Source organism: Streptococcus shenyangsis, from assembly GCF_006385785.1.
Taxonomy (GTDB): Bacteria; Bacillota; Bacilli; order Lactobacillales; family Streptococcaceae; genus Streptococcus; species Streptococcus shenyangsis.
This window is the reverse complement of sequence record NZ_VFSH01000014.1, coordinates 23,173-46,621: the sequence shown is the minus strand read 5'-3', so window position 1 is coordinate 46,621 and position 23,449 is coordinate 23,173. Positions and strand designations below refer to the sequence as shown.

Genomic DNA, 23,449 nt, shown 5'->3' with positions numbered 1-23,449 from the left:
TTGTAGACTATATTGATTACTACAACAATAAACGAATTAAGGTAAAACTAAAAGGACTCAGTCCTGTGCAATACAGAACTAAATCCTTCGGATAAATTGATTGTCTAACTTTTTGGGGTCAGTACAATACTATGCGTTTTATTCTTTATAATTTAGCTATTTCAAAATTACAAGTTCTCCATTCTTAATTTCCCAAACTTGGTCAAACTTACTTAATAATTCGTTTTGGCGATGTAAAGTAACAATGACGGCACTTGGTAGTTCCAGAACTCTTTCCAATTCCATTTTAAACTGATTAGTATCCAAGGCAGAGAAAGGTTCGTCTAGGATAAGCAATGGATTTTTACGATTTTTCTCACGATTTAAATACATTCGTTGTTGCTGACCACCTGACAGGGATTGTGGTGGAATTTTTTCAAAATCTTCTTCTCTGAATTTTTCATTGAAACTATTGAATAGCGTTACATTATTTTCATAACTTGAAATAAATGTATGTTCTTGTTGCAGAATCATACCGAATCTTCCCCAAAGATGGTCCAAAACAAGCCCATCTAGCACAATTTGTCCTTCAAAATCTTCATCTGTTCCATTTAAAATGTTGAGAAGACTACTTTTTCCAGACCCATTCTTACCAATAAGCGCAATTTTATCCCCTTTTTGAATCGTAGCGGAAGTAATTATCAATTTTGATTCTCCCAGTTGTTTGGAAATATTTTTCAAAATAATCGTATCAAAAGAATGTTGAGGTGCTTGAACTGAAACGGGTCTCCCAACAATGTTTTGAAAACTCTTGATTACAGGCTTTACGGACTCTAACATTTGTAAATCATAAAGGATTTCCTGTATTGGTTCAGAAAAAGCATTAATATATCCGAAACTCGCCACCACCTCAGGAATACCGAGTTGCTGGTGAGATAGAGAGTAGGCTAAATAAATAAACAGAACAAGACTAATGAATTCAAAAGAAACACCTGTCAATAAGATGCCAGTAATTTTTGTCAAACCATACTTAAAATACTTATCCTGCAAATTCTTTAGAGAACTCTTTTGTTGATTCAAAAAATGCGACATAGTTAGTTTATTTACCAAATGATGTCCCATGAGCAAATCCTCCAAAGTTCGATAGTAATCTCCTTGTTTTTTCAAGTAAACCTGTCTGCGATTAGCGGTCAACTTCCCAACGATTTTAGGAATTTGAATACTAATTCCAGTAGAAAAGATTAAAATCAATGATACAATAGGATTAATTGTTCTGCTAATAATGAAAGCGTAAATGATGATACGTAAAATTTGTTTGATAAAACTCATCAATGGAGGAAGGTAATCCTTTTCCAACGAATCTAGGTCATTAGATTGATAGGAAATATACTCTGCTACTGTTTTCTGCTTGAAATCGTGGTGACTGAGTCCCAGAAGTGAACGAAACCACTCATTTTTCAAAGTAGTCGAAAAGATAATCCCCTGCTTCCAATCAAGTATCATTTGGATATAGTTACAACTCAAATAGCCAGCCACTGACATAGAGTAACCATATAGAGCTACTTGATAATCCCCTTTGATTAATGCCTGCGTGAAATACGGTAACAAAGCTGTGCAGATATTCGATACTACACCAAAAAGAAAATTAAAGAAGAGATACCATCTAATAGTTTTAAGATATGGTAGCATATACGATACTCCTTGCTAATGCGTTTTTTTACATATCGCAGAACAATCTCTACTATTCCCTATTTCAAATAGTGCGATACTCGGACATTGAGTGCAATAATTGTAAATCACACAAGTACTGCCGTTTTTACTATCATTCAAAATATAATTTGCTATTTTGTAAAATATAGGTCTATCCCATGTTTCTTTGATAGATGTAAAATGAATATTTCCAATACTTCTATTGAAAGTAAGCTTTTTCTAACGATTTAGGCTATTTCGTGACACACCCAAAATCCGTGAAAATTCTGGTTATATCAGATTATGTGATTTTCGTAAGAATTTTATATTGTCTCCAATCATGGCAGTCTCCTTTTACTTGATAAAACTATTATAACATTTAGAAATTAAAAACTGGTTCAAAATTAATAGAATGTGTGTATTCGATACATTCAATAAATTCTTGGAAACAGTTCTACACCAGTTATACAAATCTATATACACCTATCTCATTCAAAATAAAAAGAAAGCTGCAGTTCTTTTAATCCTGTATCAACGATTCATTCTGAAATCGAATAGGAGACATTTCCCAAGTCTACAATTCACTTCATCTCAAATTAATTTTTGTAATTCACCCTTAGTTTATAGATTTTATGCTCAACAAAAGTATAAAGCATACAAAACTTCACTTTGAACCAGTATTTATACTATATTCCGTATTAAAAATTCTATTATTGGTTTTGTAAAAAACAGTCTTCAAATATCCTGAAATATAGCAAAAAGAGATTGGGTAAAAACTCATTGTCTCTTCTCACTCAAGGACTAGGTTCACTTGAGCAAACTGAATCCGTACTGTCGTTCCTTTTCCAACCTCAGACTCGATACGAATCTGGTGCCCCAGTTCTTCAGAAATTTTCTTAGATAGGTAAAGTCCAAGTCCAGATGACTGCTGAGTTAGGCGTCCATTATACCCCGAAAATCCACGTTCAAATACTCGGAGGACATCACTGTTTTTTATCCCGATTCCTGTATCCTTGATACAGAGTTCCTGGCCCTCCATATAAATCTCCAGACCACCTTCCTTGGTGTACTTGAGACTATTTGAGATAATTTGTTCAATGACCACTAGTAGCCACTTCTTATCCGTCACGATTTCTTTATCAAGGTCATGTAGATTGACATTTAAGCCTTTTTGAATAAAGAAAAGAGCATATTTACGAATTATTTCCTTGACCAAGTCCTCAATTTGAACCTGCTTTAAGACCAAATCATCATGGAAACTTTCTAAACGCAGGTACTGTAAAACTAGATTGGTATAGGAGTCAATCTTGAAAATTTCCTGTTCTAATTGCTGCTTCAGTTGGCGATCAACCACTTCTGCAACTAAGAGTTGACTGGCTGCAATGGGGGTCTTAATCTGGTGCACCCACAAGGTATAGTAATCCAGCAAATCCGTCAGTTTTCTTTCTGAATCTGACCTCTGCTGATAGAATTCCATCTCACGCGCTTCTAATTTTTCTGCTAAAGCTATTTCCAAAGGAGACTGAGCTTCCCTCTCCCCATAGAGAATTTCCTGACGATAGACCTTCATTTCTACCAATATGTCCCAAGTGAAAAATAAGATTGTTACAAAGCAACACAGCAGGAAAAAGTAGAGAAAGTAAATTCCCAAACTGGCGAATAAAAACTGAAAGAGCAAAACCAGAAATGCCAAAGAAAGCAGATAGACAAACAAACGACTACGGGAGCGCAGATAGGCTAGAAAAAATTGTTTCCAATCAAGCATGCTTCAATCCGTACCCTATTCCTTTCTTGGTCTCAATAAATCCTACCAAGCCCTGCTCTTCCAATTTTTTACGCAAACGAGCCACATTAACAGAGAGGGTATTATCATCAATGAAAAAGTCACTGTTCCAAAGTTCCCGCATGAGGTCGTCACGCGCTACGATATTGCCTGCGTGTTCAAATAAAACGTGTAAAATCTGAAACTCATTCTTGGTCAAATTCAAGACTTGCCCTTGATAATGTAAATCCATTGATTTGGTATTGAGGATAACACCAGCATATTCCAGTAAACTTTCGTCACGCCCAAACTCATAGGAACGACGCAACAAGCCCTGAACCTTGGCTAGAAGAACCTGCTGGTCAAAAGGCTTGGTCACAAAGTCATCCGCCCCCATATTGATTGCCATGACAATATCCATAGCCTGGTCTCTCGAAGACAGAAACATGATGGGTACCTTGGAAATCTTGCGAATCTCCTGACACCAGTGATAGCCATTAAATAAGGGCAAGCCAATATCCATAAGGACCAGATGAGGTTCCGATTGGACAAAAAGACTCAAAACTTCCATAAAGTCTTCTACCAGAACCACTTCAAATCCCCATTCAGAGAGCATTTTCCCGACCTGTTGACGAATAACCTGATCATCTTCTACTAGTAAAATCTTGTGCATCTGATTCTCCTTTGCTAATTTTAGGAGTCTTAAATCCTTTAGTATAAATAGAGGGCTTAGTATCTAATACTTTTTTGACATTTCCTTGTCACAACAGCTCAAAGACAGATAGTGAATAACCCCATTGATATCATACCTTATTTTCAGACATAGTGCCAGCCCTACCCTTTTATTTTTAATTTTTTCAACCTTCATTTCAGTTCTTTTATACATCCCCTTAACCAAAATTTATATCTATTCTTCCAAACCTTGAGTGTAGTTAAAACGACACTCTATCTCTTCTAACATTGAAAAGCTCCTTATCGAGTGGTATCCGTAAAAAGTTCTAGCTTTCAGATTGACAATCTGAAAAAGATTTGTTAAGATATGAATGAACAAGTTTTAATATTCATTCATAAAAGAGGTGAATCAAATTGGACAAAAAACAGGCTTTGAAATCCGCAGCTTATGAAGTTTTTTCAAAAAAAGGATACAAGGCGACAGGAATTTCAGAAATTGCTAGACAAGCTCATATGGCAGTCGGATCTTTTTATAACTATTACGAAAGTAAAGAGGCTATTTTTTTAGATATTTACATTGATGAAAACAACCGTGTTCGCCAAACTATGATCGAAGAACTGGATTGGGAAATTGATATGATTGATCTTATTAGTCAACTCTTTGCTCAATCCAGAGCACTCGTTTCTTCCAATAAAATCCTTGCAGAATGGTACAATCCTGCCATCGCAGATGAGTTACATAGCTACTATTCCTCAGAAGAAGGGAAAGTCACGAATCCATTTCATCAATTTCTCGTGAAAACCTTTACTCATCGTTTGCAGACTGAAGGTCATTCTCCAGAAAAAATTCAAAATATTTTACAAGTTTACAACCTATTTTACTACATGGATATGCATATCACAGAAAATGATTTTCCAGATATTAGCAAAACTGTAGAAATACTAGCAACCAACTTCATTAAAGGAATACTGAAATAAAGAAATCTTTTCTTTATTTTTTGGAAATTATTGAATGAAAAAAAATATTATTCATTCATAGAAAATTACTACACTATAGGAGTTAAAAATGAAACGAGGGAAAAAAATGTTCATAATTATTCTAACTACACTTGGAGTGCTCGGCTTTATATCTTGGGGAATCATTACCTATCTTGGACGAAGTCAAACTTTATCGATAAAATCCATTGAAAATCCCAGCGGAGATTTGTATTTAGTTCACATCACAAAACCAAAAAATCAAATATGGAAAGCTGGCTCCTATGCTCAGTTTAAGCTTTCTGACAGCTCGTTTGGTCCAGACAAAAGTCCAGTAAAGGAGGAACAGACTAGTCGATGGCTAACTCTTGCTTCCACTCCTGATGAGGACGAAATTCTTATTGTAACCCATAATAGTGGTAGCGTGTTTAAGGAAACCTTAACACATTTATCAGCTAGTAGTAAAATTGAGATGAGTTGGCTGGAGTCATCTTTATCTGTTAAAGACAATGACCAAGCACTGGTTTGTTTTGCCTCTGATGTCGGTATTTCTACTCTACGTCCAGTTGTGAAAGAGTGGGCTGGTAAGCGCTCCATCATTCTTAATCATTTAGACAAAGGAGTAAACATTTTTGATAATGAGTTAAGAGAGCTTAGTAAGAATAATCCGAATCTAACTTATAAAACTAGCGAAACCTTTTCTCAAAGCCAAACATTTTTAAAAAATGCGGTTGTGGAATACGGTAACCAAGCTATTTATCTCTTAACCGGCCAACCTGATGATATAAATGAGATGAAGAATTTCTTAAAAGAGAATGGGATTGACGACAAACAGATACAAACAAGTATGTTTAGAGGTTTGAAATAAAAGCAAACTGTCTTCTATGTGTCTGAATCATACCATTATAGGTCGGTATGTAGAGAGCTCGTACAAACCAACTAGTAAATTCTATGTGATTGTGATAAGATAAATAAAAAGAAAGGAGCTCTTATGGCCAATATTTTTGATTATATGAAAGATGTCGCATACGATTCCTTTTACGACTTTCCTTTAAATGAATTAGACATTCTAGCCTTAACAGAAGCTACCTACCTCACCTTTGATAATCTAGTCTCCGCAAGTCCTCAGCGACTTTTAGACCTGGCTCCTCAGGTTCCAAGGGAGTCCAACATGTTGACCAGCAAAAATCGTCTCCAATTATTGGATGAATTAGCTCAACACAAACGCTTCAAAAATTGCAAACTCTCCCATTTTATCAACGACATCGACCCTGAGCAGCAAAAGCAATTTGCAGCTATGACCTACCGCCTCACTCTCGACACCTATCTGATTGTCTTTCGTGGGACTGATGACAGTATCATTGGCTGGAAGGAAGATTTCCATCTGACCTATATGAAGGAAATTCCTGCTCAAAAGCACGCCCTTCGCTATTTAAAGAACTTTTTTGCCCACCATCCTAAGCAGAAGGTCATTCTGGCTGGGCATTCCAAGGGAGGAAATCTAGCCATCTATGCTGCTAGTCAAATTGAGAAAAACTTGCAAAATCAGATCACAGCAGTTTATACCTTTGATGCACCTGGTCTCCACAAAGAACTGACACAAACCGAGGGCTATCAAAGGATAATAGATAGAACCAAGGTCTTCATTCCACAAGGTTCCATCATCGGTATGATGTTGGAAATCCCTAATCACCAAATCATCGTGCACAGTACTGCCTTGGGTGGTATCGCCCAGCATGATACCTTTAGTTGGCAGATTGAGGACAAGCAGTTCGTTCAACTGGATAAGACCAACAGTGATAGCCAACAAGTCGACACAACCTTCAAGGAGTGGGTGGCCACAGTCCCTGACGAGGAACTCCAGCTCTACTTCGACCTCTTCTTTGGCACCATTCTTGATTCTGGTATTACTTCTATCAATGACCTATCTTCCTTCAAGGCACTTGAACACATTCATCATCTCTTCGTCCAAGCGCAATCCCTCACTCCAAAAGAAAGAGAAACCATGGGACGCCTTACCCAGTTATTGATTGATACCCGTTACCAAGCCTGGAAAAATAGATAATACTTTTGAAAATTAAATATATACAAAACAAAAGACCTAGAATACATACTTTCATGTGCATTCTAAGTCTTTTTAAATAGAATCTGACTACCAAATAATCCCTTTATAGGCTATCAAAATGAGGGCTGATAGCAGGACATAAAAGGCGAGGAAAAGCCATTTCATTTTGACACAGAGAGCTACGTACTCCCGAATAAAAGCAGATGGTATGTAGTAGCCTGCCGTCCTACATCCGAGGCCATCTCCCTTCATTTTTAACTTACGAGCATAGGTACTTGTTCTAAAGACATGATAATCATTTGTTACAAAGAGGAAACAAGGATTTTCAACAAATTGTTCTCCCACTTCTTTTGAAAACAATAAATTCTCATAGGTCGTTCTGGACTTGTCTTCAAGAAGAATGGATTCCATACTGACATCTGTCTCTTCTAAGATATAATTGCAAATAGCCTGCGCTTCAGAAATCTTCTCATCTCCCCCTTGACCACCACTTGCAATCAGTTTAACATTTGGATTAGGAGAAGCTCTGAATGCCTCGATTGCCTTATCAATCCGACGCTTGAGTAAGGGTGTCACTCTTTCTCCGTCTAACAAGCCAGCTCCATGAATAATGATAAAATCATAGCTTTTCTTTTTAGGAATAAACAAGTACAGGATAGAATAAAGCATAAATCCTGCAAAAGCAAAACCGAAAAGGAAATAAGAATAAGTCGTAAATAGAAATAGGAGATTCAGAAAGTGATTTGTAGAAAATAGCTCATTCCTATCCCACAATCTAAATGACATGATTCCAAAAAATATCAGGATAACAAAACCAAGTAACATAGAAAGATAATTAGCTTTTGAACGTCCTTCTCGTTTCAGTAGGATGACTCCATTATAGATTAAACAGAGCCCACTTAGAAAAAGCAAAAAAGGAAGGAAGACAAAGGTAAATACCAAAAAGAATAAGTGAACCTTTTCATATCCATTCTGATAAAAAAAATGGGCCACCGATAAATAGATTGAGATGAGAGACAATAAAAATAAGGCTGGATTCCAAAGACTTCTGTTATCTTTCCAAAATGAAAAGACAAATGCGGCTACAATAATTCCTGTAAAAAGATACATCAGTTCCTCCTTTTATAAGTAGATTTTATCATAATTATCCAAAGAGAAAAAGAGGGCATCTATCCCTCTCACTCCTTCATCTGACTCTCTGCATCAGCCACGACTTGTTCTAAACTGGTCTGACCAAGCTCTGCCTCCATAGCCAGCTGGATTCTCTCTAGTTTTTGATCCAAAACCTCATGAATATGAGCTCCGACTGGGCAATTTGGATTTGGATTGTCATGGAAACTAAAGAGTTGACCTGTCTTACCAAGACACTCAACCGCCTGATAAACATCGAAGAGACTAATGTCCTTTAGGTCCTTGACAATCTCTGTTCCTCCTGTTCCACGCGCTACTGAAATCAGCTCTGCCTTCTTCAACTGGGACAAGGTTTTTCTGATAATGACAGGGTTAACCCCGACACTAGCAGCCAGAAAATCACTGGTCACCTTGCTTTCCTTCCCCTTGAGGGCAATGATTATCAGCATATGAGTCGCAATGGTAAATCTACTTGGAATTTGCATACTCTTCTCCTTTTTACGAGGCTACCCTGCCTCTACTCTTCTTTTTCTATTATTATACCCTTTTTTGTTGTAATGTCAATCGTTACCACTTTTCAACCAGGCATCTAATTCCCTATCATAACCCTCTTTCTGAGCCAATTCTCTCAGAAATTCCTGATTATGAGTATGGTGGATACCATTGACCAGACTTTCATAATAAACCTCAAAATAGGGAAGTTTGAGATCTTTAGCTAGCTGCAATTCGGCTGCCACATCGTAGTCCACCCGTCGGAAGTCCATATCTACCAAGCCCTTATCATCAAACTCCAAAATCATATACTGGGCCCGTAGGTCCTTCCGCAACTGGGCATCTAGAAAGAAAGGTTGCCCAATCGAACCTGGATTGACAATCAATTGTCCACCAGTCCCGTAACGAAGCAACTGCTGGTGAATATGACCATAAACAGCAATATCACAAGGAGGATTGGTCACCAAGCGGTCAAAATCCTCTTGCGCTCCAGTATGAATCAACTCTCGCCCCCAGTTCTTATCAGGCAAATGATGACTAATTCCCACCGTCAAATCCCCAAACTGACGATGGATCTGGAGTGGTTGATTGTGGAGCAGTTCAATTTCTTCTAGGGAAATTTCCTCTAAAACATACTGGCACTGGCGTAAGAGATAACGTTGACTGGGACGAGTATTATCCAGTTCCTTACGAGTACCATACCACAGACTGTCTTCCCAGTTTCCCAAAACTCTAGCCGTAATCGGTAGTTGATCCAACAAGTCCAAAATCCTTCTACGACCTGTCCCTGGCATGAGAATATCTCCCAGAAGCCAGTATTCATCCACTCCTAGCTGCCGAGCATCTGCCAAAACAGCCTCCAAGGCGGTGGTATTTCCATGAATATCTGAAAGAAGAGCTATTTTTGTCATATCTATCTCCTCGTTTTTTCTCTTGCAATAAGTATAACATAAAAAGTCACAGCTAGAGAAATCTAGCTTTTTTTGATATACTAGATAAAGATATTAGACAAGAGGAAGCGAATGACCCCGAATAAAGAAGATTATCTAAAATGTATTTATGAAATTGGCATAGACCTGCATAAAATCACCAACAAAGAAATTGCAGCCCGCATGCAAGTTTCTCCCCCAGCCGTAACTGAAATGATTAAACGGATGAAGAGCGAAAACCTCATCCTTAAGGACAAGGAATGTGGCTATCTACTGACGGACCTAGGGCTTAAACTGGTCTCAGAACTCTACCGCAAACACCGCTTGATTGAAGTTTTTCTAGTCCATCATTTAGACTATACGAGTGATCAGATTCACGAGGAAGCTGAGGTCTTGGAACATACTGTCTCTGACCTCTTCGTGGAAAGACTGGATAAACTACTAGGATTCCCCAAGACCTGTCCCCATGGAGGCACCATTCCGGCCAAGGGAGAACTCCTGGTTGAAATCAATAACCTACCACTAGCTGATATCAAAGAAGCTGGATCTTACCGTTTGACTCGGGTGCACGATAGCTTTGACATTCTCCATTATCTGGACAAGCACTCACTTCACATCGGTGATTCACTCCAAGTCAAGCAGTTTGATGGCTTCAGCAACACCTTCACTATCCTTAGTAAAGACGAGGATTTACAAGTAAATATGGACATTGCAAAACAACTCTATGTCGAGAAAATCAACTAATTTCTCAAGTCCCCTACCAACCCTGAAAGTTTGATTTTCAGGGTTTTATTTCTATCATTTGATTTTACTTTCATTTAGTTGTAGAATATTTGTAAAAAAAGAAAGACATTTTAATATATGAAAAAATCACTAAAAATTTTTGCGACATCCAAATGGTTTGACCTCTTCGGGGTTGCTTTGGTCGTTGGAATTGCGATTGCATCTGGTTACCTCAACTCACGACTCGACAAATTTGTAGACTGGGGACCATGGACAGCTCTTGTTCCTTTTGGATTGATTTCCGTAACCAACGTTGGGATTTCCATGCTGTCCACTCGTTTTACAGGAAAATTAAGCAAATGGGGAAATTACTTTGGTATTGTTAATACCATTTTGTCCGGTGCTATTGATTATATCCTTGGAAATAAGGCGGCCATCATTACCTATCCTGTCACCTTCCTTATCTATACCTTTGCCATAAAGAAATGGGAAGCTTCGCAAGAAGGCAGACCCAACCAAATGAGCCAAAAACAACTAAAATTGGCGGCCATCATCATTTCCATCATTGCCTTCCTCTTTGCCTTTGTGACCAACTATATCGGATATGGGGGTAAGATGAATCTCCTTGCCTACGTGACAACGATTGCCTTTGCACTGTCCCTCATTGCCAATGCTTTAAACGCATTGAAACTGACAACTCAGTGGGGATTTTGGTTGATTTACAATTTTGTGCAGCTTACAAAAGCTGCTATTCAAGGAAACTTCGCCAATATCGGTAAATATATCTTTTATATCCTCAATGCAATTGGAGCTTTATTTGTCTGGAACGATGAAGAAGTGGAACAATAAGAGGGAAATCAAATAAAGAAGTCTAACAGAATCTCCTTACTAAAATTTTTTATCATTTTACTTGTAACTCCCATTGGTTTGGTGTAGAATAAAGTTAGATAAAAGAGGGAGGTCATCCTATGAAAAATCTCTTTAGACTCCATTTTACAGCAATTGCAGTCATGGATTTGCTACTATTTGCATTTTTTAGCACGAGACCCGAGACATCCTTGGAGTGGCTCCTGCTCTCTGGTTTTATTTTCCTCCTTGCTCAGGGACTCCTGCTATTTCGCTTGGTTTTCCGACTCAAACATCAATTCGCTGAGATTTATCCTCAAATCAATAAAAAGATTCGCTTCTACTATTTAGGAGTTCTCTCCATTGATTTTCTATTTTTTGTCCTTTTAGCCTTCGTTAGTTCTCATCGTTTTTCATCTCTTATGCCAATCGTCACTTCTTTCCATTCTACTTTTTATTATATGACGACTAACTATCTAAGAGACAACTATCCAGATTTTTACGACAAACACATCTCTTTATGGGAGTGCCTCTAAGGAAAAGGAGGTTTTAGCATGAAAAAAATCATCTACATCAAAACCATTCAACTCCTTGTCATCGATGGAATCATGCTGGCATTTTTGACATTTAAAGAAGGGCTTACTTGGGACTGGATTTTGATATACAGTGGTTGGCTCATTTTCTTTCATCCTGTACTATTGACCTATCTTTCCAACCAACTTTGTGACCACTTTAGTCAACTCTATTCCCAGATTAGACCTATATTCTGGCGTTTTGCCCTACAAATCCTCCTATGGGATTGCCTGATGATTCTCTCCTTGATATGTTTAAATGGTGTCCCACTTTTCCTTCAGGGAACTCTCCTAATCCTAGGACACCTCATTTCTTCCTATCGCATAAGCCAAAGCCTGAAACAAGATTTCCCCAAAACCTATCAAGAACCGATTTCATTTTGGAGTATTTTATGATAGATGAGAAAAACCAAGCCAGCTGGGCTTGGTCTTTCTTATCTATTTTTGGTATCAAGGATAATGGTAACTGGTCCGTCATTGACCAGCTCAACCTGCATATCCGCTCCAAAGACGCCTGTCTGAACAGGCACTTCTTGCGCTAATTTTTGATTGAAAGCATCATAGAAATCTGATGCCATATCAGGCTTGGCTGCGCCTGTAAAAGCTGGACGATTGCCTTTCTTAGTATCCGCAAAAAGGGTAAACTGAGAAATAGAAAGGATTTGTCCCTCGATATCTTTAACAGACAGATTCATCTTGCCTTCTGCGTCTGAAAAAATCCGCATATTGACAAGCTTTCTCACGGCATAGTCCAAATCTTCCTCTTGGTCCTCTGGTCCAACACCAACCAGCAATAAGAGCCCTTGCTGAATTTTCCCCTGAACCTGACCTTGAATACTGACTTGGGCTTTTTTAACCCGTTGGATAATGATTTTCATAATCGCCTTTCTAGTAAGAACTCAGACCATTAGCCATTGGTCCGTTTGACAGAGTAAACTTCTGGCACACTCTTAATCTTGTCCACGACCGTAGTCAGTGTAGAGAGGTTGGCAATGCCGAAGGACACATGGATATTAGCAAATTTCATATCCTTGGTTGGTTGTGCGTTGACTGTTGAGATATTTTTGGTTGTGTTTGAAAGAACTTGCAGTACATCGTTCAATAGTCCTGTACGGTTGAGACCATAGATATCGATATGGGCCATATACTCCTTATTTGAGTTTGAGTACTGGTCTTCCCATTCCACATCAAGGAGACGTTGCTCGTAGTTTTCTTGGGCGCGCAGGTTCATACAGTCCACACGGTGAATAGCCACACCACGCCCTTTGGTGATATAGCCGACAATATCATCACCAGGAACTGGATTACAGCATTTGGCAATCCGCACTAGGAGACCTGAGGCACCTTCAATGACCACACCACCCTCATGCTTAACCTTGAGGGTTTCTTTATTTTCAACCTTGACTTCTCCACCTTTGACAAGTTCTTCTGCTTCAGCCTTGGCCTTAGCACGTTCTTCTTCACGGCGTTCCTTTTCAGTCAAACGGTTAAAGACAGTAATTGCACCTATTTCCCCAAAACCAATTGCCGCAAAGAGAGATTCCTCTGTCTTGTAGCTAGTCTTTTGTAGAACTTGATCCATGTGGCGCTTGTCCATGAATTTATTGGCCACATAGCCATTTTCTTGGAACTGAGCCATCAACATTTCACGACCCTTGTTGACAGACAATTCCTTATCTTGATTTTTAAAGAACTGACGAATCTTGTTACGCGCCTTGCTGGTCTTGACCATGTTAAGCCAATCACGGCTTGGCCCAAAGGAGTTGGGGTTGGTGACAATTTCAACCTGATCCCCTGTCTTGAGCTTGGTTGTCAGGGGAACCATACGACCATTGACCTTGGCACCAGTTGCTTTTTCCCCGACTTTTGTATGGATTTCGTAGGCAAAGTCAATCGGTCCTGAATCTTTTGGAAGAGAGCGGACAGCTCCATCTGGGGTAAAGACATAAATCTCCTCAGCCAGATAGTTTTCCTTAACTGAATCGACAAATTCCTTGGCATCATCAGCCTGGTCTTGGAGCTCCATCATCTCCTTGATCCAGTTCATCCCAATAGCTGATTCCTTGCTGTTAACCTGCCCCTTAATGCCTTTCTTATAAGCCCAGTGAGCCGCAACCCCGTACTCAGCCACCTCATGCATGGCCTTGGTCCGAATCTGGAATTCAATCGGCCCTTTTGGCCCATAGACAGTCGTATGGATAGACTGGTAACCATTGGCCTTGCGATTAGCGATGTAGTCTTTAAAGCGACCAGGCATGGGTTTCCAAAGCTCATGAACATAACCAAGCATGGCATAGACATCACTTTGGGTATCCAAAATACAACGAATGGCAATCAGGTCATAGATTTCCTCAAACCGTTTTCTCTTATCCTGCATTTTGCGGAAAATAGAGTAAATATGCTTGGGACGACCGTAAATCTTCCCATTTAGATGACGATCTGTCGTATAGTTTTCTAATTTTGTGACTACCTCATCCACCAATGCTTCACGCTCTCTGCGCTTTTCCTTCATCATATGGGTAATCTTGTAAAACTCCGTTGGATTGAGATAACGGAAAGATAAGTCTTCCAATTCCCATTTGACACTGGAAATCCCCAAACGATGGGCAAGCGGGGCATAGATTTCCATAGTTTCTTTGGAAATGCGCTCCTGCTTGTCTTTTCGGAGGTGTTTAAGCGTCCGCATATTGTGCAAGCGATCTGACAGTTTGACCAAGATAACACGGATGTCCTCAGACATGGCCATGAGCATCTTGCGATGATTTTCCGCTAATTGCTCCTCGATCGATTTGTACTCGACCTTACCAAGCTTGGTAACCCCATCGACGATTACCCGCACATCAGGACCAAACTCTCTTTCCAAATCGTCCAAGGTCGCATCAGTATCTTCCACCACATCATGCAAGAAACCACAAGCTACCGTTACAGCATCCAGCTTGAGTTTGGCTAAAATACCTGCCACTTGGATAGGGTGAATGATATAAGGCTCGCCTGATTTGCGGTATTGACCACTGTGGCAATCCACCGCATAGACCAAGGCTTTATGTACAAAAGCAACATCCTCTTCCGTTAAATATTCTTTGGTTAAAGCGACAACTTCTTCGCCTGTTAAATTCACTTCTTTTGGCATCTCTACTCTCCAATTCTTCCTACCATTTTATCACTTTTTTAATAATATGAAAACTAGAAAAGAGGATTCTAAAGCTTATTCAGTTGTTGGGAAGAAGGATAACATAAGATTCACACTAAAACAACAAATTTATCTAGCTCTTCATCTAACTTTGTTTTGATATTGACTGCGTTAAAAGTTAGTGAAATGAAAATACTTTCTTCTTTTTCAATAAGAAAAGATTTGATATTTTAGTAATTTTCTAACTTTTTTAGTGTATAATAGTAATATGAACAATTTTTTACGATAATTACTAAATTTTCATCTCTCTAGAAAGGCAAATAACATGAATTCATACAAAAGACTGACACTTTTAGCTTTGACTGTTCTTGGCTTATCCAGCCAAGTCGTTTTGGCTGACGATACGAGTCATTTCACTACTAATCCTATCACTAGTTCGACCAGTAGTTCAACTAATATTTCCACTAGCAATTCTACTAGTAGTTCTCAAGCTAGTACAGAAAATTCGTCAAGTATAGCTAGTTCAAGTGAGCAAGAAAGCAAACCTTCTCTTTCCAGGGAAACTAAACCTAATCAACCTATACAAACTGGCTGGGTAAAAGAGGGGAACAAGTGGACGTTTTATAGTCAAACTGGGGTCAAATTTACAGATACCCTCTATGATGGTTATTTCTTTGATAGTCATGGATACTTGCTTGAAAACAGCTGGTACCAAATGGGAAATAATTGGTACTATATCAATGGTTCAGGTAAATATTTATCCAACCAATGGAGCCAAATCAATGGCAAGTGGTATGCTTTTGATGGCTACGGTAGAATGTTGGCCAATGTCTGGAAGGGCGATTACTACCTCAAATCCAGCGGTGCCATGGCAGATAAGGAATGGGTCTACGACCAAAGCTACTCTAGTTGGTTTTACCTCAAATCTGGCGGACGCTACGCCCAAAAACAATGGATTGGTTCCTACTACCTCAAATCTGGTGGCTACATGGCCCACAAGGAATGGATTTATGACCCAGACTATCAAGCTTGGTACTATCTTAAGGACGATGGTGTATATGTCACAGGAACCTATGCAGTGGATGGCAAAAACCAGCTCTTCCAAGGAAATGGAAAATGGGTTCGTGAATTAGCACAAGGTTTTCAAAAAGGACATTACTCTAAAACTATTTTTCTAGATCCAGGACACGGTGGTAAGGATCGAGGTGCTTATTATTATGGCATAGCTGAGAAAGAATTGAACCTACAAGTTTACCGTAAATTACGTAAACGATTAGAAGGTCTAGGCTACACCGTTCTTACCTCTCGAGATAGCGATGTAGATGTTGATTTTATTACCGAACGTTCTCGTATGGTAAACAAGACTAATGCTGACTTTTTCATCAGCCTTCATTTCAATGCAAAAGGAAATGATACAACCGTTAATCTAGGTATACAAACCTATTCTTACAAGGAAGAACCTGGCTTCCCTAGCAAGATTAATAAGGATTGGCATAATAATCCTGATCGGATAAGTGAAAGTAATCGTCTCGCAGCTGATATCCATTCTTCACTTCTAGCCGAGACTGGAGCTAGGGATGCCGGACTTTTGCAAGCAACCTTTGCTGTTCTACGTGAAACAGCTAAACCAGCTGTTTTGCTAGAGATGGGATATATGGATAATCCAGAAGAAAACAAAAAAATCCGTAGTAGTGAATACCAAGATAAACTGGTTGAAGGGATTGTCAAGGGAATTCAAAAATATTACGCAGGAAATTAAAGCAATTTAAGCCTCGAACTCATTCGGGGCTTATTTTTCTTATCCAAACTGTATTCTTCTTTCTAGAATTATTTCCTTTTTATGCTTATTCTCCCCAACTGTGCTATACTTAATTTAGTACATTCTTTGAGATTGGAGCCAATATGAAAATCCATAAAACTGTGAATCCCGTTGCCTATGAAAACACCTATTACCTAGAAGGTGAAAAGCACCTCATCGTTGTCGATCCTGGTAGCCATTGGGAAGCCATTCGTCATACAATCGAGAAGATCAACAAACCGATCTGTGCCATTCTATTGACCCACGCCCATTATGACCATATCATGAGTCTGGACCTAGTTCGCGAAACTTTTGGCAATCCTCCTGTCTATATCGCAGAGAGCGAAGCTAGCTGGCTCTACACTCCTGTCGATAATCTCTCTGGGCTTCCTCGTCACGATGATATGGCAGATGTGGTTGCAAAACCAGCTGAACACACCTTTGTCTTTCATGAGGAATATCAATTAGAGGAATTTCGTTTCACCGTCTTGCCAACACCAGGTCACTCTATCGGTGGTGTTTCTATCGTCTTTCCTGATGCTCACCTAGTCTTGACAGGAGATGCTTTGTTCCGTGAAACTATCGGGCGGACCGACCTTCCAACTGGTAGTATGGAGCAACTTCTCCATAGTATCCAAACCCAACTTTTCACCCTACCAAACTACGATGTCTATCCAGGGCATGGTCCTGCTACTACTATTGCTCACGAAAAGACCTTCAATCCCTTTTTCTAATAAAATGATGACAATCAATTTCGCAATTTAATACTCAATGAAAAACAAAGAGCAAACTAGGAAACTAGCCGCAGGTTACTCAAAGAACCGCTTTGAGATTGCAGATAAAGCTGACGTGGTTGAAGAGATTTTCAAAGAGTATAAGTAAACTATACAGCAATTCTTTCCATTATAAAAGGCATCCTATCAAGGCTTTCACACCTGATTGGATGCCTTTTTCTGATGACTAGATTTTTTGCCTTACCAAATAATCACGCGCTCTTCTGGTGAACGCCACATACCGTCTCCCTCTTTAACATCATAGGTTGTAAAGAAATCATCGAAGTTTGGTACTTGCACATTGACACGGAGTTTGGCTGGTGCGTGCACATCGACGCTAGCCAAAAGTTTCATAAATTCTGGACGACCTTTCATGCGCCAGATGCGACCGAAATTGTAGAAGAATTCTTCTGCTGAAAAGTCTGGTTCTCTCTTAGCTGCTTCAAGCGCTGCAGCGATTCCTCCCAAGTCAGCCACATTTTCTGATACAGTCAATTTACCGTTGATGGTTGCTCCATAAGAATCTTGTCCATCAAACTGGTCAATAACTTTTTGTGTTTTCTCCTTGAAGGCAGCATAGTCGCTCTCTGTCCACCAATCTTTGAGACTACCATTTTCATCAAAGGAAGCTCCGTTGGTATCAAAGGCGTGGGAAATTTCATGGGCAATAACTGCACCAATACCACCGTAATTAGCAGAAGATGACTGATGCAAGTCATAGAAAGGTGCCTGTAAAATAGCCGCCGGGAAGACAATCAGGTTCTTCTGTGGATTGTAGTAGGCATTGACCATATGAGCAGGCATGCCCCATTCTTTATAGTCTACAGGTTGGTTCCACTTGCTCCAACTATGCTTGATTTCCACACGCGCAAAGGCTAGAGCATTGTCAAAAAGACTAGCAGTCTCATTTACTACTTTGTCCTTATAACGTTCTGGCAATTCTTCTGGGTAACCGATATAAGGCTTGATGACATTGAGTTTGACAATGGCCTTGTCACGAGTTTCAGGAGTCAGCCAGTCATTTTTAGACAAGCGTTCCTTATAGACATCAATCATAGTTGCCACTTTTTTCTCCACGTCTGCCTTGGCCTCTGGAGAGAATTTTTCATGGGCATACCAGAGACCCAAGGCTTGTTTGAAAGGACCTTGTGCTAGCTGGTAGGCTGCCTTGACCTTGTCTTTGGCTTCTGGAACTCCAGAAAGCGCACGACTGTAGGCACCTGACAAAACACGGATTTCTTCTGTTAAATAGCTGGTTGAGAGATTAACAACACTTAAAATTAAGGTTGCCTTGAGGAGAGGCCAGGCCTCTTCACTATAGAATTGGTCTGCTGCTTGCCAGAAACGTTCCTCGTCTACGATAACCTTGTCTGGTACTTGTCCAAGAACGGCTTGGAAGAAGTCATCCAAAGGTAGGGCAGGAGCGAATTTTTTGAAATCTTCATAAGAATATGGATGGTAGAGTTTGGCATATTCTGAACTTTCTTCATTAGAGAGCACCACTGCCGCAATTCGGCAATCCAATTCTAGTCTTTTCTCTAGCAAGTCTTCAATTTCTTCATTAGAGAAATCATAAGCCTTGAGAAGATTTACGCTGGTTTCTTTCCAAAGAGTCAAGAGTTCTTCGCGCTGAGGATGGTCTTCTGCATAGTAGGTCGTATCTGGCAAGATTGTGCTTGGAGCGCTAGCCCATAGAACATTGATTCTAGCATCCATAAAGTCTGGCGATACACCAAAAGGAAGAAAGTTTGGTTTGCCAGCAAGCTCAAACTCTGCTAGTTTAGCTGTAAAATCCGCAAAAGTCTCCAATTCTTGGAATTCTTTAAGAAGTGGTAAGACAGGTGTGATACCGTCAGCTTCTCTCTTGTCAAAATCACGAACTAGGCGGTGGTATTTGACAAAGTTTGCCAAGATAGCATCCTCAGGCACCTCTTGACCTGCCAACCACTTGTCTGTTGTCGCCAGCATCAGGTCTTCAATTTCCTGGTCTAAATCAACAAAACCTCCCGTTTGAGACTTATCTGCTGGAATTTCAGCTGTCTTCTGCCATTCTCCATTGATTGCATCATAAAAATCGTCTTGATAACGTGTCATCTTGTTCTCGCTTTCATTTGTATTTGTTTATTTGTTTTTAGCTTAACAAAAATTACCTGGGAATGCAATTAAAAATAAACGGATGTTTCCTATTGTTTTTCAGTTAATATTTTAATTTTTTGAAAAATTAACTTGACTTAATTTTTTTTTTAAGGTATATTAAGAGTCAGGAGGAATATAAGTTTATGATACGTATCGAAAACCTCAGTGTCTCCTACAAAGAAACGTTGGCACTTAAGGATATTTCACTAGTGCTCCAAGGACCAACAATTACCGGAATCATTGGTCCAAACGGTGCTGGAAAATCAACATTATTAAAAGGTATGCTGGGAATTATCCCTCATCAAGGTCAGGCATTTCTCGATGACAAGGAAGTTAAAAAATCCTTACACCGAATTGCCTATGTCGAACAAAAAATCAATATCGACTACAACTTTCCCATCAAGGTCAAGGAATGTGTCTCACTAGGACTCTTTCCCTCTATTCCTCTCTTTCGCAGTTTAAATGTTAAACATTGGAAAAAAGTAGAGGAAGCCCTTGAAATCGTCGGCCTAGCTGACTACGCTGAACGTCAAATCAGTCAACTGTCTGGAGGTCAATTCCAGCGGGTCTTGATTGCCAGATGTTTGGTGCAGGAAGCCGATTATATCCTCTTGGATGAACCCTTTGTTGGGATTGACTCTGTCAGTGAGGAAATCATCATGAATACGCTGAGAGATTTGAAAAAAGCTGGTAAGACGGTTCTCATCGTTCACCACGACCTCAGCAAGGTTTCCCACTACTTCGATCAAGTCTTACTTGTCAATCGAGAAGTGATTGCCTTTGGTCCAACCAAAGAAACCTTTACCGAAGCCAATCTCAAAGAAGCTTACGGTAATCGACTCTTTTTCAATGGAGGTGACCTATGATTGCAGAATTTATCGATGGATTGCAAAAATTCCATTTCCTACAAAATGCCTTGATAACAGCTATTGTCGTCGGGGTCGTAGCTGGAGCTGTGGGATGTTTCATCATTCTACGTGGGATGTCACTCATGGGAGATGCTATTTCACATGCTGTCTTACCAGGTGTAGCCCTCTCCTTCATCTTAGGCGTTGACTTCTTTATCGGAGCCATTGTCTTTGGATTGCTAGCTGCTATCATCATTACCTACATCAAGGGGAACTCGATTATCAAAAGCGATACCGCCATCGGCATTACCTTTTCTTCTTTCTTAGCCCTCGGTATCATCTTGATTAGTGTCGCTAAAAGTTCAACTGACCTTTTCCATATCCTTTTTGGTAATATTCTAGCCGTCCAAGATACGGATATGTTTATCACTATGGGCGTAGGGGCGGTCATTCTCTTGTTAATCTGGATTTTCTTCAAGCAACTCTTGATAACTTCCTTTGATGAACTTCTGGCTAAAGCCATGGGAATGCCTGTCAATTTCTATCACTACCTCCTCATGATACTCCTGACTCTCGTGTCTGTGACAGCCATGCAAAGTGTTGGAACTATCCTGATTGTAGCCATGCTGATTACCCCAGCTGCAACTGCTTATCTGTATGCTAATAGCCTGAAAAGTATGATTTTCCTTTCCTCAACCTTTGGAGCTACAGCTTCAGTTTTGGGACTCTTTATTGGCTATAGTTTAAACTTAGCAGCTGGTTCTAGCATCGTACTTACAGCTGCTAGCTTCTTCTTAATCAGTTTCTTTATCTCTCCTAAACAACGATATTTGAAACTGAAAAATAAACATTTGTTAAAATAAGGGGCAAAACCCCAATAAATTGGAGGATCTAATGAAAAAATTAGGTACATTACTCGTTCTCTTTCTTTCCGTTATTGCTCTTGTAGCATGTGCTAGCGGAAAAAAAGATGCAGCTTCTGGTCAAAAACTAAAAGTTGTTGCTACAAACTCAATCATCGCTGATATTACTAAAAATATTGCTGGTGACAAGATTGATCTTCACAGTATCGTTCCGATTGGACAAGACCCACACGAATACGAACCACTCCCTGAAGATGTTAAGAAAACTTCTGAGGCTGACCTCATTTTCTATAACGGTATCAACCTTGAAACAGGTGGCAATGCTTGGTTTAGCAAATTGGTAGAAAATGCTAAGAAAACTGAAAACAAAGACTACTTTGCAGTCAGCGAAGGCGTTGATGTTATCTACCTTGAAGGAAAAAATGAAAAAGGTAAAGAAGACCCACACGCTTGGCTTAACCTTGAAAATGGAATTATCTTTGCTAAAAATATCGCCAAACAATTGAGCGCTAAAGATCCTAACAACAAGGAATTCTATGAAAAAAATCTCAAAGAATATACTGATAAGTTAGACAAACTTGATAAAGAAAGTAAGGATAAATTTAATAACATCCCTGCTGAAAAGAAACTCATTGTAACCAGCGAAGGAGCATTCAAATACTTCTCTAAAGCCTATGGTGTCCCAAGTGCCTACATCTGGGAAATCAATACTGAAGAAGAAGGAACACCTGAACAAATCAAGACCTTGGTTGAAAAACTTCGCCAAACAAAAGTTCCATCACTCTTTGTAGAATCAAGTGTAGATGACCGTCCAATGAAGACTGTCTCACAAGATACAAATATCCCAATCTACGCACAAATCTTTACTGACTCTATCGCAGAACAAGGTAAAGAAGGCGACAGCTACTACAACATGATGAAATACAACCTTGACAAGATTGCTGAAGGATTGGCAAAATAATACTCTTCGAAAATCTCTTCAAACTACGTCAGCTTCCATCTGCAACCTCAAAACAGTGTTTTGAGCAACCTGTGGCTAGCTTCTTAGTTTGCTCTTTGATTTTCATTGAGTATAAGACTCTGAAAAACGTCATTCTCACATGAGCTGGCGTTTTTTCTATGCCTACATTTCCAGTCAAATCATTGGAAAATTCTGACCGTTTCAGCTACAATGGAAGAAAAAAGATTGGAGTATCTTATGGTAACTTTTCTCGGAAATCCTGTGAGCTTTACAGGTAAACAACTACAAGTCGGCGACAAGGCGCTTGATTTTTCTCTCACTGCAACAGACCTTTCTAAAAAATCTCTGGCTGATTTTGATGGTAAGAAAAAAGTCTTGAGTGTCGTGCCTTCTATCGATACAGGTATCTGCTCAACTCAAACGCGTCGCTTTAATGAAGAACTGGCTGGACTGGACAACACGGTCGTCTTGACTGTTTCTATGGACCTACCATTTGCCCAAAAACGTTGGTGTGGTGCTGAAGGTATTGAAAATGCCATCATGCTCTCAGACTATTTCGACCATTCCTTTGGACGTGATTATGCTCTCTTAATCAATGAGTGGCACCTATTGGCACGCGCAGTCTTTATCCTCGACACTGACAATACGATTCGCTACGTTGAATACGTGGATAATATCAACTCTGAACCAAACTTCGAAGCCGCAATTGCAGCTGCTAAAGCCCTATAGAAAAAATCCTCTGTCACAAAGAGTTCCCTACTCTTTGAAACGGAGGATTTTTCTTATTCTTTAATTATTGTTTATTTTGAAATGAATCCTTCAAAATCTTTTAGTTGAAAATTATATTTTTCAGTGAGTAACACATTATCCACTGCAACATCTTCTTCCAATGGGTAAATATTTCTTTTGAAACGGTTGTAGGAGGAAAATCTCTCCTACACTATTATTGATTCTGAGAGAAAATTGCAAAACATCATCTACCAAACTTTCAATTATTGAGATTTTTTGCAGTTTATCTGAATTAGAATCGCAAGGCTTCTCAATAATATAATTGTCGAATTTTTTCAATCTAACTTCCTCTCCACTATTTCTTCCTTTATCAAGA

General features: G+C 39.4%; 23 protein-coding genes and 1 pseudogene. 14 read left to right on the top strand and 10 right to left on the bottom strand.

The features are described from left to right. A partial coding sequence (locus FJR77_RS09060; protein WP_140834408.1) for an IS3 family transposase occupies positions 1-95 on the top strand: 95 nt, incomplete at its 5' end. A 61-nt stretch (positions 96-156) separates the two neighbouring features. Here the strand turns inward: FJR77_RS09060 and FJR77_RS09055 are convergent. The 3 genes from FJR77_RS09055 to FJR77_RS09045 form a co-directional block, all read right to left on the bottom strand. After that, the gene (locus tag FJR77_RS09055; protein ID WP_070478505.1) at positions 157-1,668 is read right to left on the bottom strand and encodes an ATP-binding cassette domain-containing protein; all 1,512 of its coding nucleotides are present in this window, start codon (positions 1,666-1,668) and stop codon (positions 157-159) included. 790 nt (positions 1,669-2,458) lie between these two features. Continuing rightward, positions 2,459-3,433, bottom strand: a complete 975-nt coding sequence (locus FJR77_RS09050) for a HAMP domain-containing histidine kinase (protein ID WP_140834531.1) — start codon at positions 3,431-3,433, stop codon at positions 2,459-2,461. Next, complete coding sequence (locus tag FJR77_RS09045; protein ID WP_000548989.1) at positions 3,426-4,103, bottom strand: response regulator transcription factor; 678 nt, start codon at positions 4,101-4,103, stop codon at positions 3,426-3,428. Before FJR77_RS09045 ends, FJR77_RS09050 begins: the two co-directional genes overlap by 8 nt. A gap of 407 nt (positions 4,104-4,510) precedes the next feature. On the opposite strand from FJR77_RS09045, the gene FJR77_RS09040 reads away from it, so the two are divergent. The 3 genes from FJR77_RS09040 to FJR77_RS09030 all read left to right on the top strand — a co-directional run bounded on the left by FJR77_RS09040 (position 4,511) and on the right by FJR77_RS09030 (position 7,142). Continuing rightward, entirely contained in the window at positions 4,511-5,080 is a 570-nt protein-coding gene (locus FJR77_RS09040; protein WP_100207726.1) for a TetR/AcrR family transcriptional regulator, read from the top strand. 88 nt (positions 5,081-5,168) lie between these two features. Next, positions 5,169-5,945 carry a ferredoxin reductase domain-containing protein gene (locus tag FJR77_RS09035; RefSeq protein ID WP_140834533.1) on the top strand — a complete coding sequence of 259 codons (777 nt, stop codon included), beginning with the start codon at positions 5,169-5,171 and terminating at the stop codon, positions 5,943-5,945. A 123-nt stretch (positions 5,946-6,068) separates the two neighbouring features. Then, a complete protein-coding gene (locus FJR77_RS09030) occupies positions 6,069-7,142 on the top strand; it encodes a DUF2974 domain-containing protein (protein ID WP_140834534.1) in 1,074 nt (357 codons plus the stop codon). 87 nt (positions 7,143-7,229) lie between these two features. Here FJR77_RS09030 and FJR77_RS09025 read toward each other — a convergent pair whose 3' ends face one another. The 3 genes from FJR77_RS09025 to FJR77_RS09015 form a co-directional block, all read right to left on the bottom strand. Further along, positions 7,230-8,252 carry a YdcF family protein gene (locus FJR77_RS09025; protein ID WP_140834536.1) on the bottom strand — a complete coding sequence of 341 codons (1,023 nt, stop codon included), beginning with the start codon at positions 8,250-8,252 and terminating at the stop codon, positions 7,230-7,232. A 68-nt stretch (positions 8,253-8,320) separates the two neighbouring features. Further along, positions 8,321-8,758 (bottom strand): Rrf2 family transcriptional regulator, encoded by a 438-nt coding sequence (locus FJR77_RS09020; protein ID WP_140834537.1) that lies wholly within the window; start codon positions 8,756-8,758, stop codon positions 8,321-8,323. Positions 8,759-8,833: 75 nt separating this feature from the next. Further along, the gene (locus FJR77_RS09015; RefSeq protein WP_181146632.1) at positions 8,834-9,676 is read right to left on the bottom strand and encodes a metallophosphoesterase family protein; all 843 of its coding nucleotides are present in this window, start codon (positions 9,674-9,676) and stop codon (positions 8,834-8,836) included. Between the two features lie 111 nt (positions 9,677-9,787). Here FJR77_RS09015 and FJR77_RS09010 point away from each other — a divergent pair, with 111 nt between their 5' ends. The 4 genes from FJR77_RS09010 (at position 9,788) to FJR77_RS08990 (ending at position 12,231) form a co-directional block, all read left to right on the top strand. Continuing rightward, positions 9,788-10,438, top strand: coding sequence for a metal-dependent transcriptional regulator (locus FJR77_RS09010; RefSeq protein ID WP_140834539.1), 651 nt, complete (start codon positions 9,788-9,790; stop codon positions 10,436-10,438). Positions 10,439-10,555: 117 nt separating this feature from the next. Then, the gene (locus FJR77_RS09000) at positions 10,556-11,266 is read left to right on the top strand and encodes a nicotinamide mononucleotide transporter (RefSeq protein ID WP_181146633.1); all 711 of its coding nucleotides are present in this window, start codon (positions 10,556-10,558) and stop codon (positions 11,264-11,266) included. 119 nt (positions 11,267-11,385) lie between these two features. Continuing rightward, complete coding sequence (locus FJR77_RS08995; RefSeq protein ID WP_140834540.1) at positions 11,386-11,799, top strand: hypothetical protein; 414 nt, start codon at positions 11,386-11,388, stop codon at positions 11,797-11,799. Between the two features lie 18 nt (positions 11,800-11,817). Then, positions 11,818-12,231, top strand: a complete 414-nt coding sequence (locus tag FJR77_RS08990) for a hypothetical protein (protein WP_140834541.1) — start codon at positions 11,818-11,820, stop codon at positions 12,229-12,231. 38 nt (positions 12,232-12,269) lie between these two features. Here the strand turns inward: FJR77_RS08990 and dtd are convergent, their stop codons facing one another. Together dtd and FJR77_RS08980 are read right to left on the bottom strand one after the other, a co-directional pair. Then, positions 12,270-12,713, bottom strand: coding sequence for a D-aminoacyl-tRNA deacylase (dtd, locus tag FJR77_RS08985; RefSeq protein ID WP_140834542.1), 444 nt, complete (start codon positions 12,711-12,713; stop codon positions 12,270-12,272). A gap of 29 nt (positions 12,714-12,742) precedes the next feature. Further along, a complete protein-coding gene (locus tag FJR77_RS08980) occupies positions 12,743-14,965 on the bottom strand; it encodes a RelA/SpoT family protein (protein WP_140860124.1) in 2,223 nt (740 codons plus the stop codon). A 325-nt stretch (positions 14,966-15,290) separates the two neighbouring features. On the opposite strand from FJR77_RS08980, the gene FJR77_RS08975 reads away from it, so the two are divergent. Beyond that, on the top strand, positions 15,291-16,724 hold the full coding sequence (locus FJR77_RS08975) for an N-acetylmuramoyl-L-alanine amidase (protein WP_140834544.1): 1,434 nt from the start codon (positions 15,291-15,293) through the stop codon (positions 16,722-16,724). 143 nt (positions 16,725-16,867) lie between these two features. Next, on the top strand, positions 16,868-17,497 hold the full coding sequence (locus FJR77_RS08970) for an MBL fold metallo-hydrolase (protein ID WP_125451381.1): 630 nt from the start codon (positions 16,868-16,870) through the stop codon (positions 17,495-17,497). Positions 17,498-17,737: 240 nt separating this feature from the next. Here FJR77_RS08970 and pepO read toward each other — a convergent pair whose 3' ends face one another. Next, a complete protein-coding gene (gene pepO / locus FJR77_RS08960) occupies positions 17,738-19,630 on the bottom strand; it encodes an endopeptidase PepO (RefSeq protein WP_140834546.1) in 1,893 nt (630 codons plus the stop codon). 185 nt (positions 19,631-19,815) lie between these two features. Between pepO and FJR77_RS08955 the strand changes: the two genes are divergently transcribed. From FJR77_RS08955 to tpx, 4 genes are all read left to right on the top strand, one after another. Beyond that, positions 19,816-20,538 (top strand): metal ABC transporter ATP-binding protein, encoded by a 723-nt coding sequence (locus tag FJR77_RS08955; protein ID WP_049540018.1) that lies wholly within the window; start codon positions 19,816-19,818, stop codon positions 20,536-20,538. Then, positions 20,535-21,383: a metal ABC transporter permease gene (locus FJR77_RS08950; RefSeq protein WP_000559791.1), complete on the top strand. Its 849-nt coding sequence runs from the start codon at positions 20,535-20,537 to the stop codon at positions 21,381-21,383. The genes FJR77_RS08955 and FJR77_RS08950 overlap by 4 nt, the downstream gene beginning before the upstream one ends. A 31-nt stretch (positions 21,384-21,414) precedes the next feature. Further along, entirely contained in the window at positions 21,415-22,344 is a 930-nt protein-coding gene (gene psaA, locus FJR77_RS08945) for a metal ABC transporter substrate-binding lipoprotein/adhesin PsaA (RefSeq protein ID WP_000733069.1), read from the top strand. A gap of 237 nt (positions 22,345-22,581) precedes the next feature. Further along, positions 22,582-23,073, top strand: a complete 492-nt coding sequence (tpx, locus tag FJR77_RS08940) for a thiol peroxidase (RefSeq protein ID WP_049535060.1) — start codon at positions 22,582-22,584, stop codon at positions 23,071-23,073. Positions 23,074-23,253: 180 nt separating this feature from the next. On the opposite strand, the pseudogene FJR77_RS08935 reads toward tpx, so the two are convergent. Further along, positions 23,254-23,412 (bottom strand): annotated as a pseudogene (locus tag FJR77_RS08935) (competence protein ComA); the annotation flags it as partial. Positions 23,413-23,449: the final 37 nt, after the last annotated feature.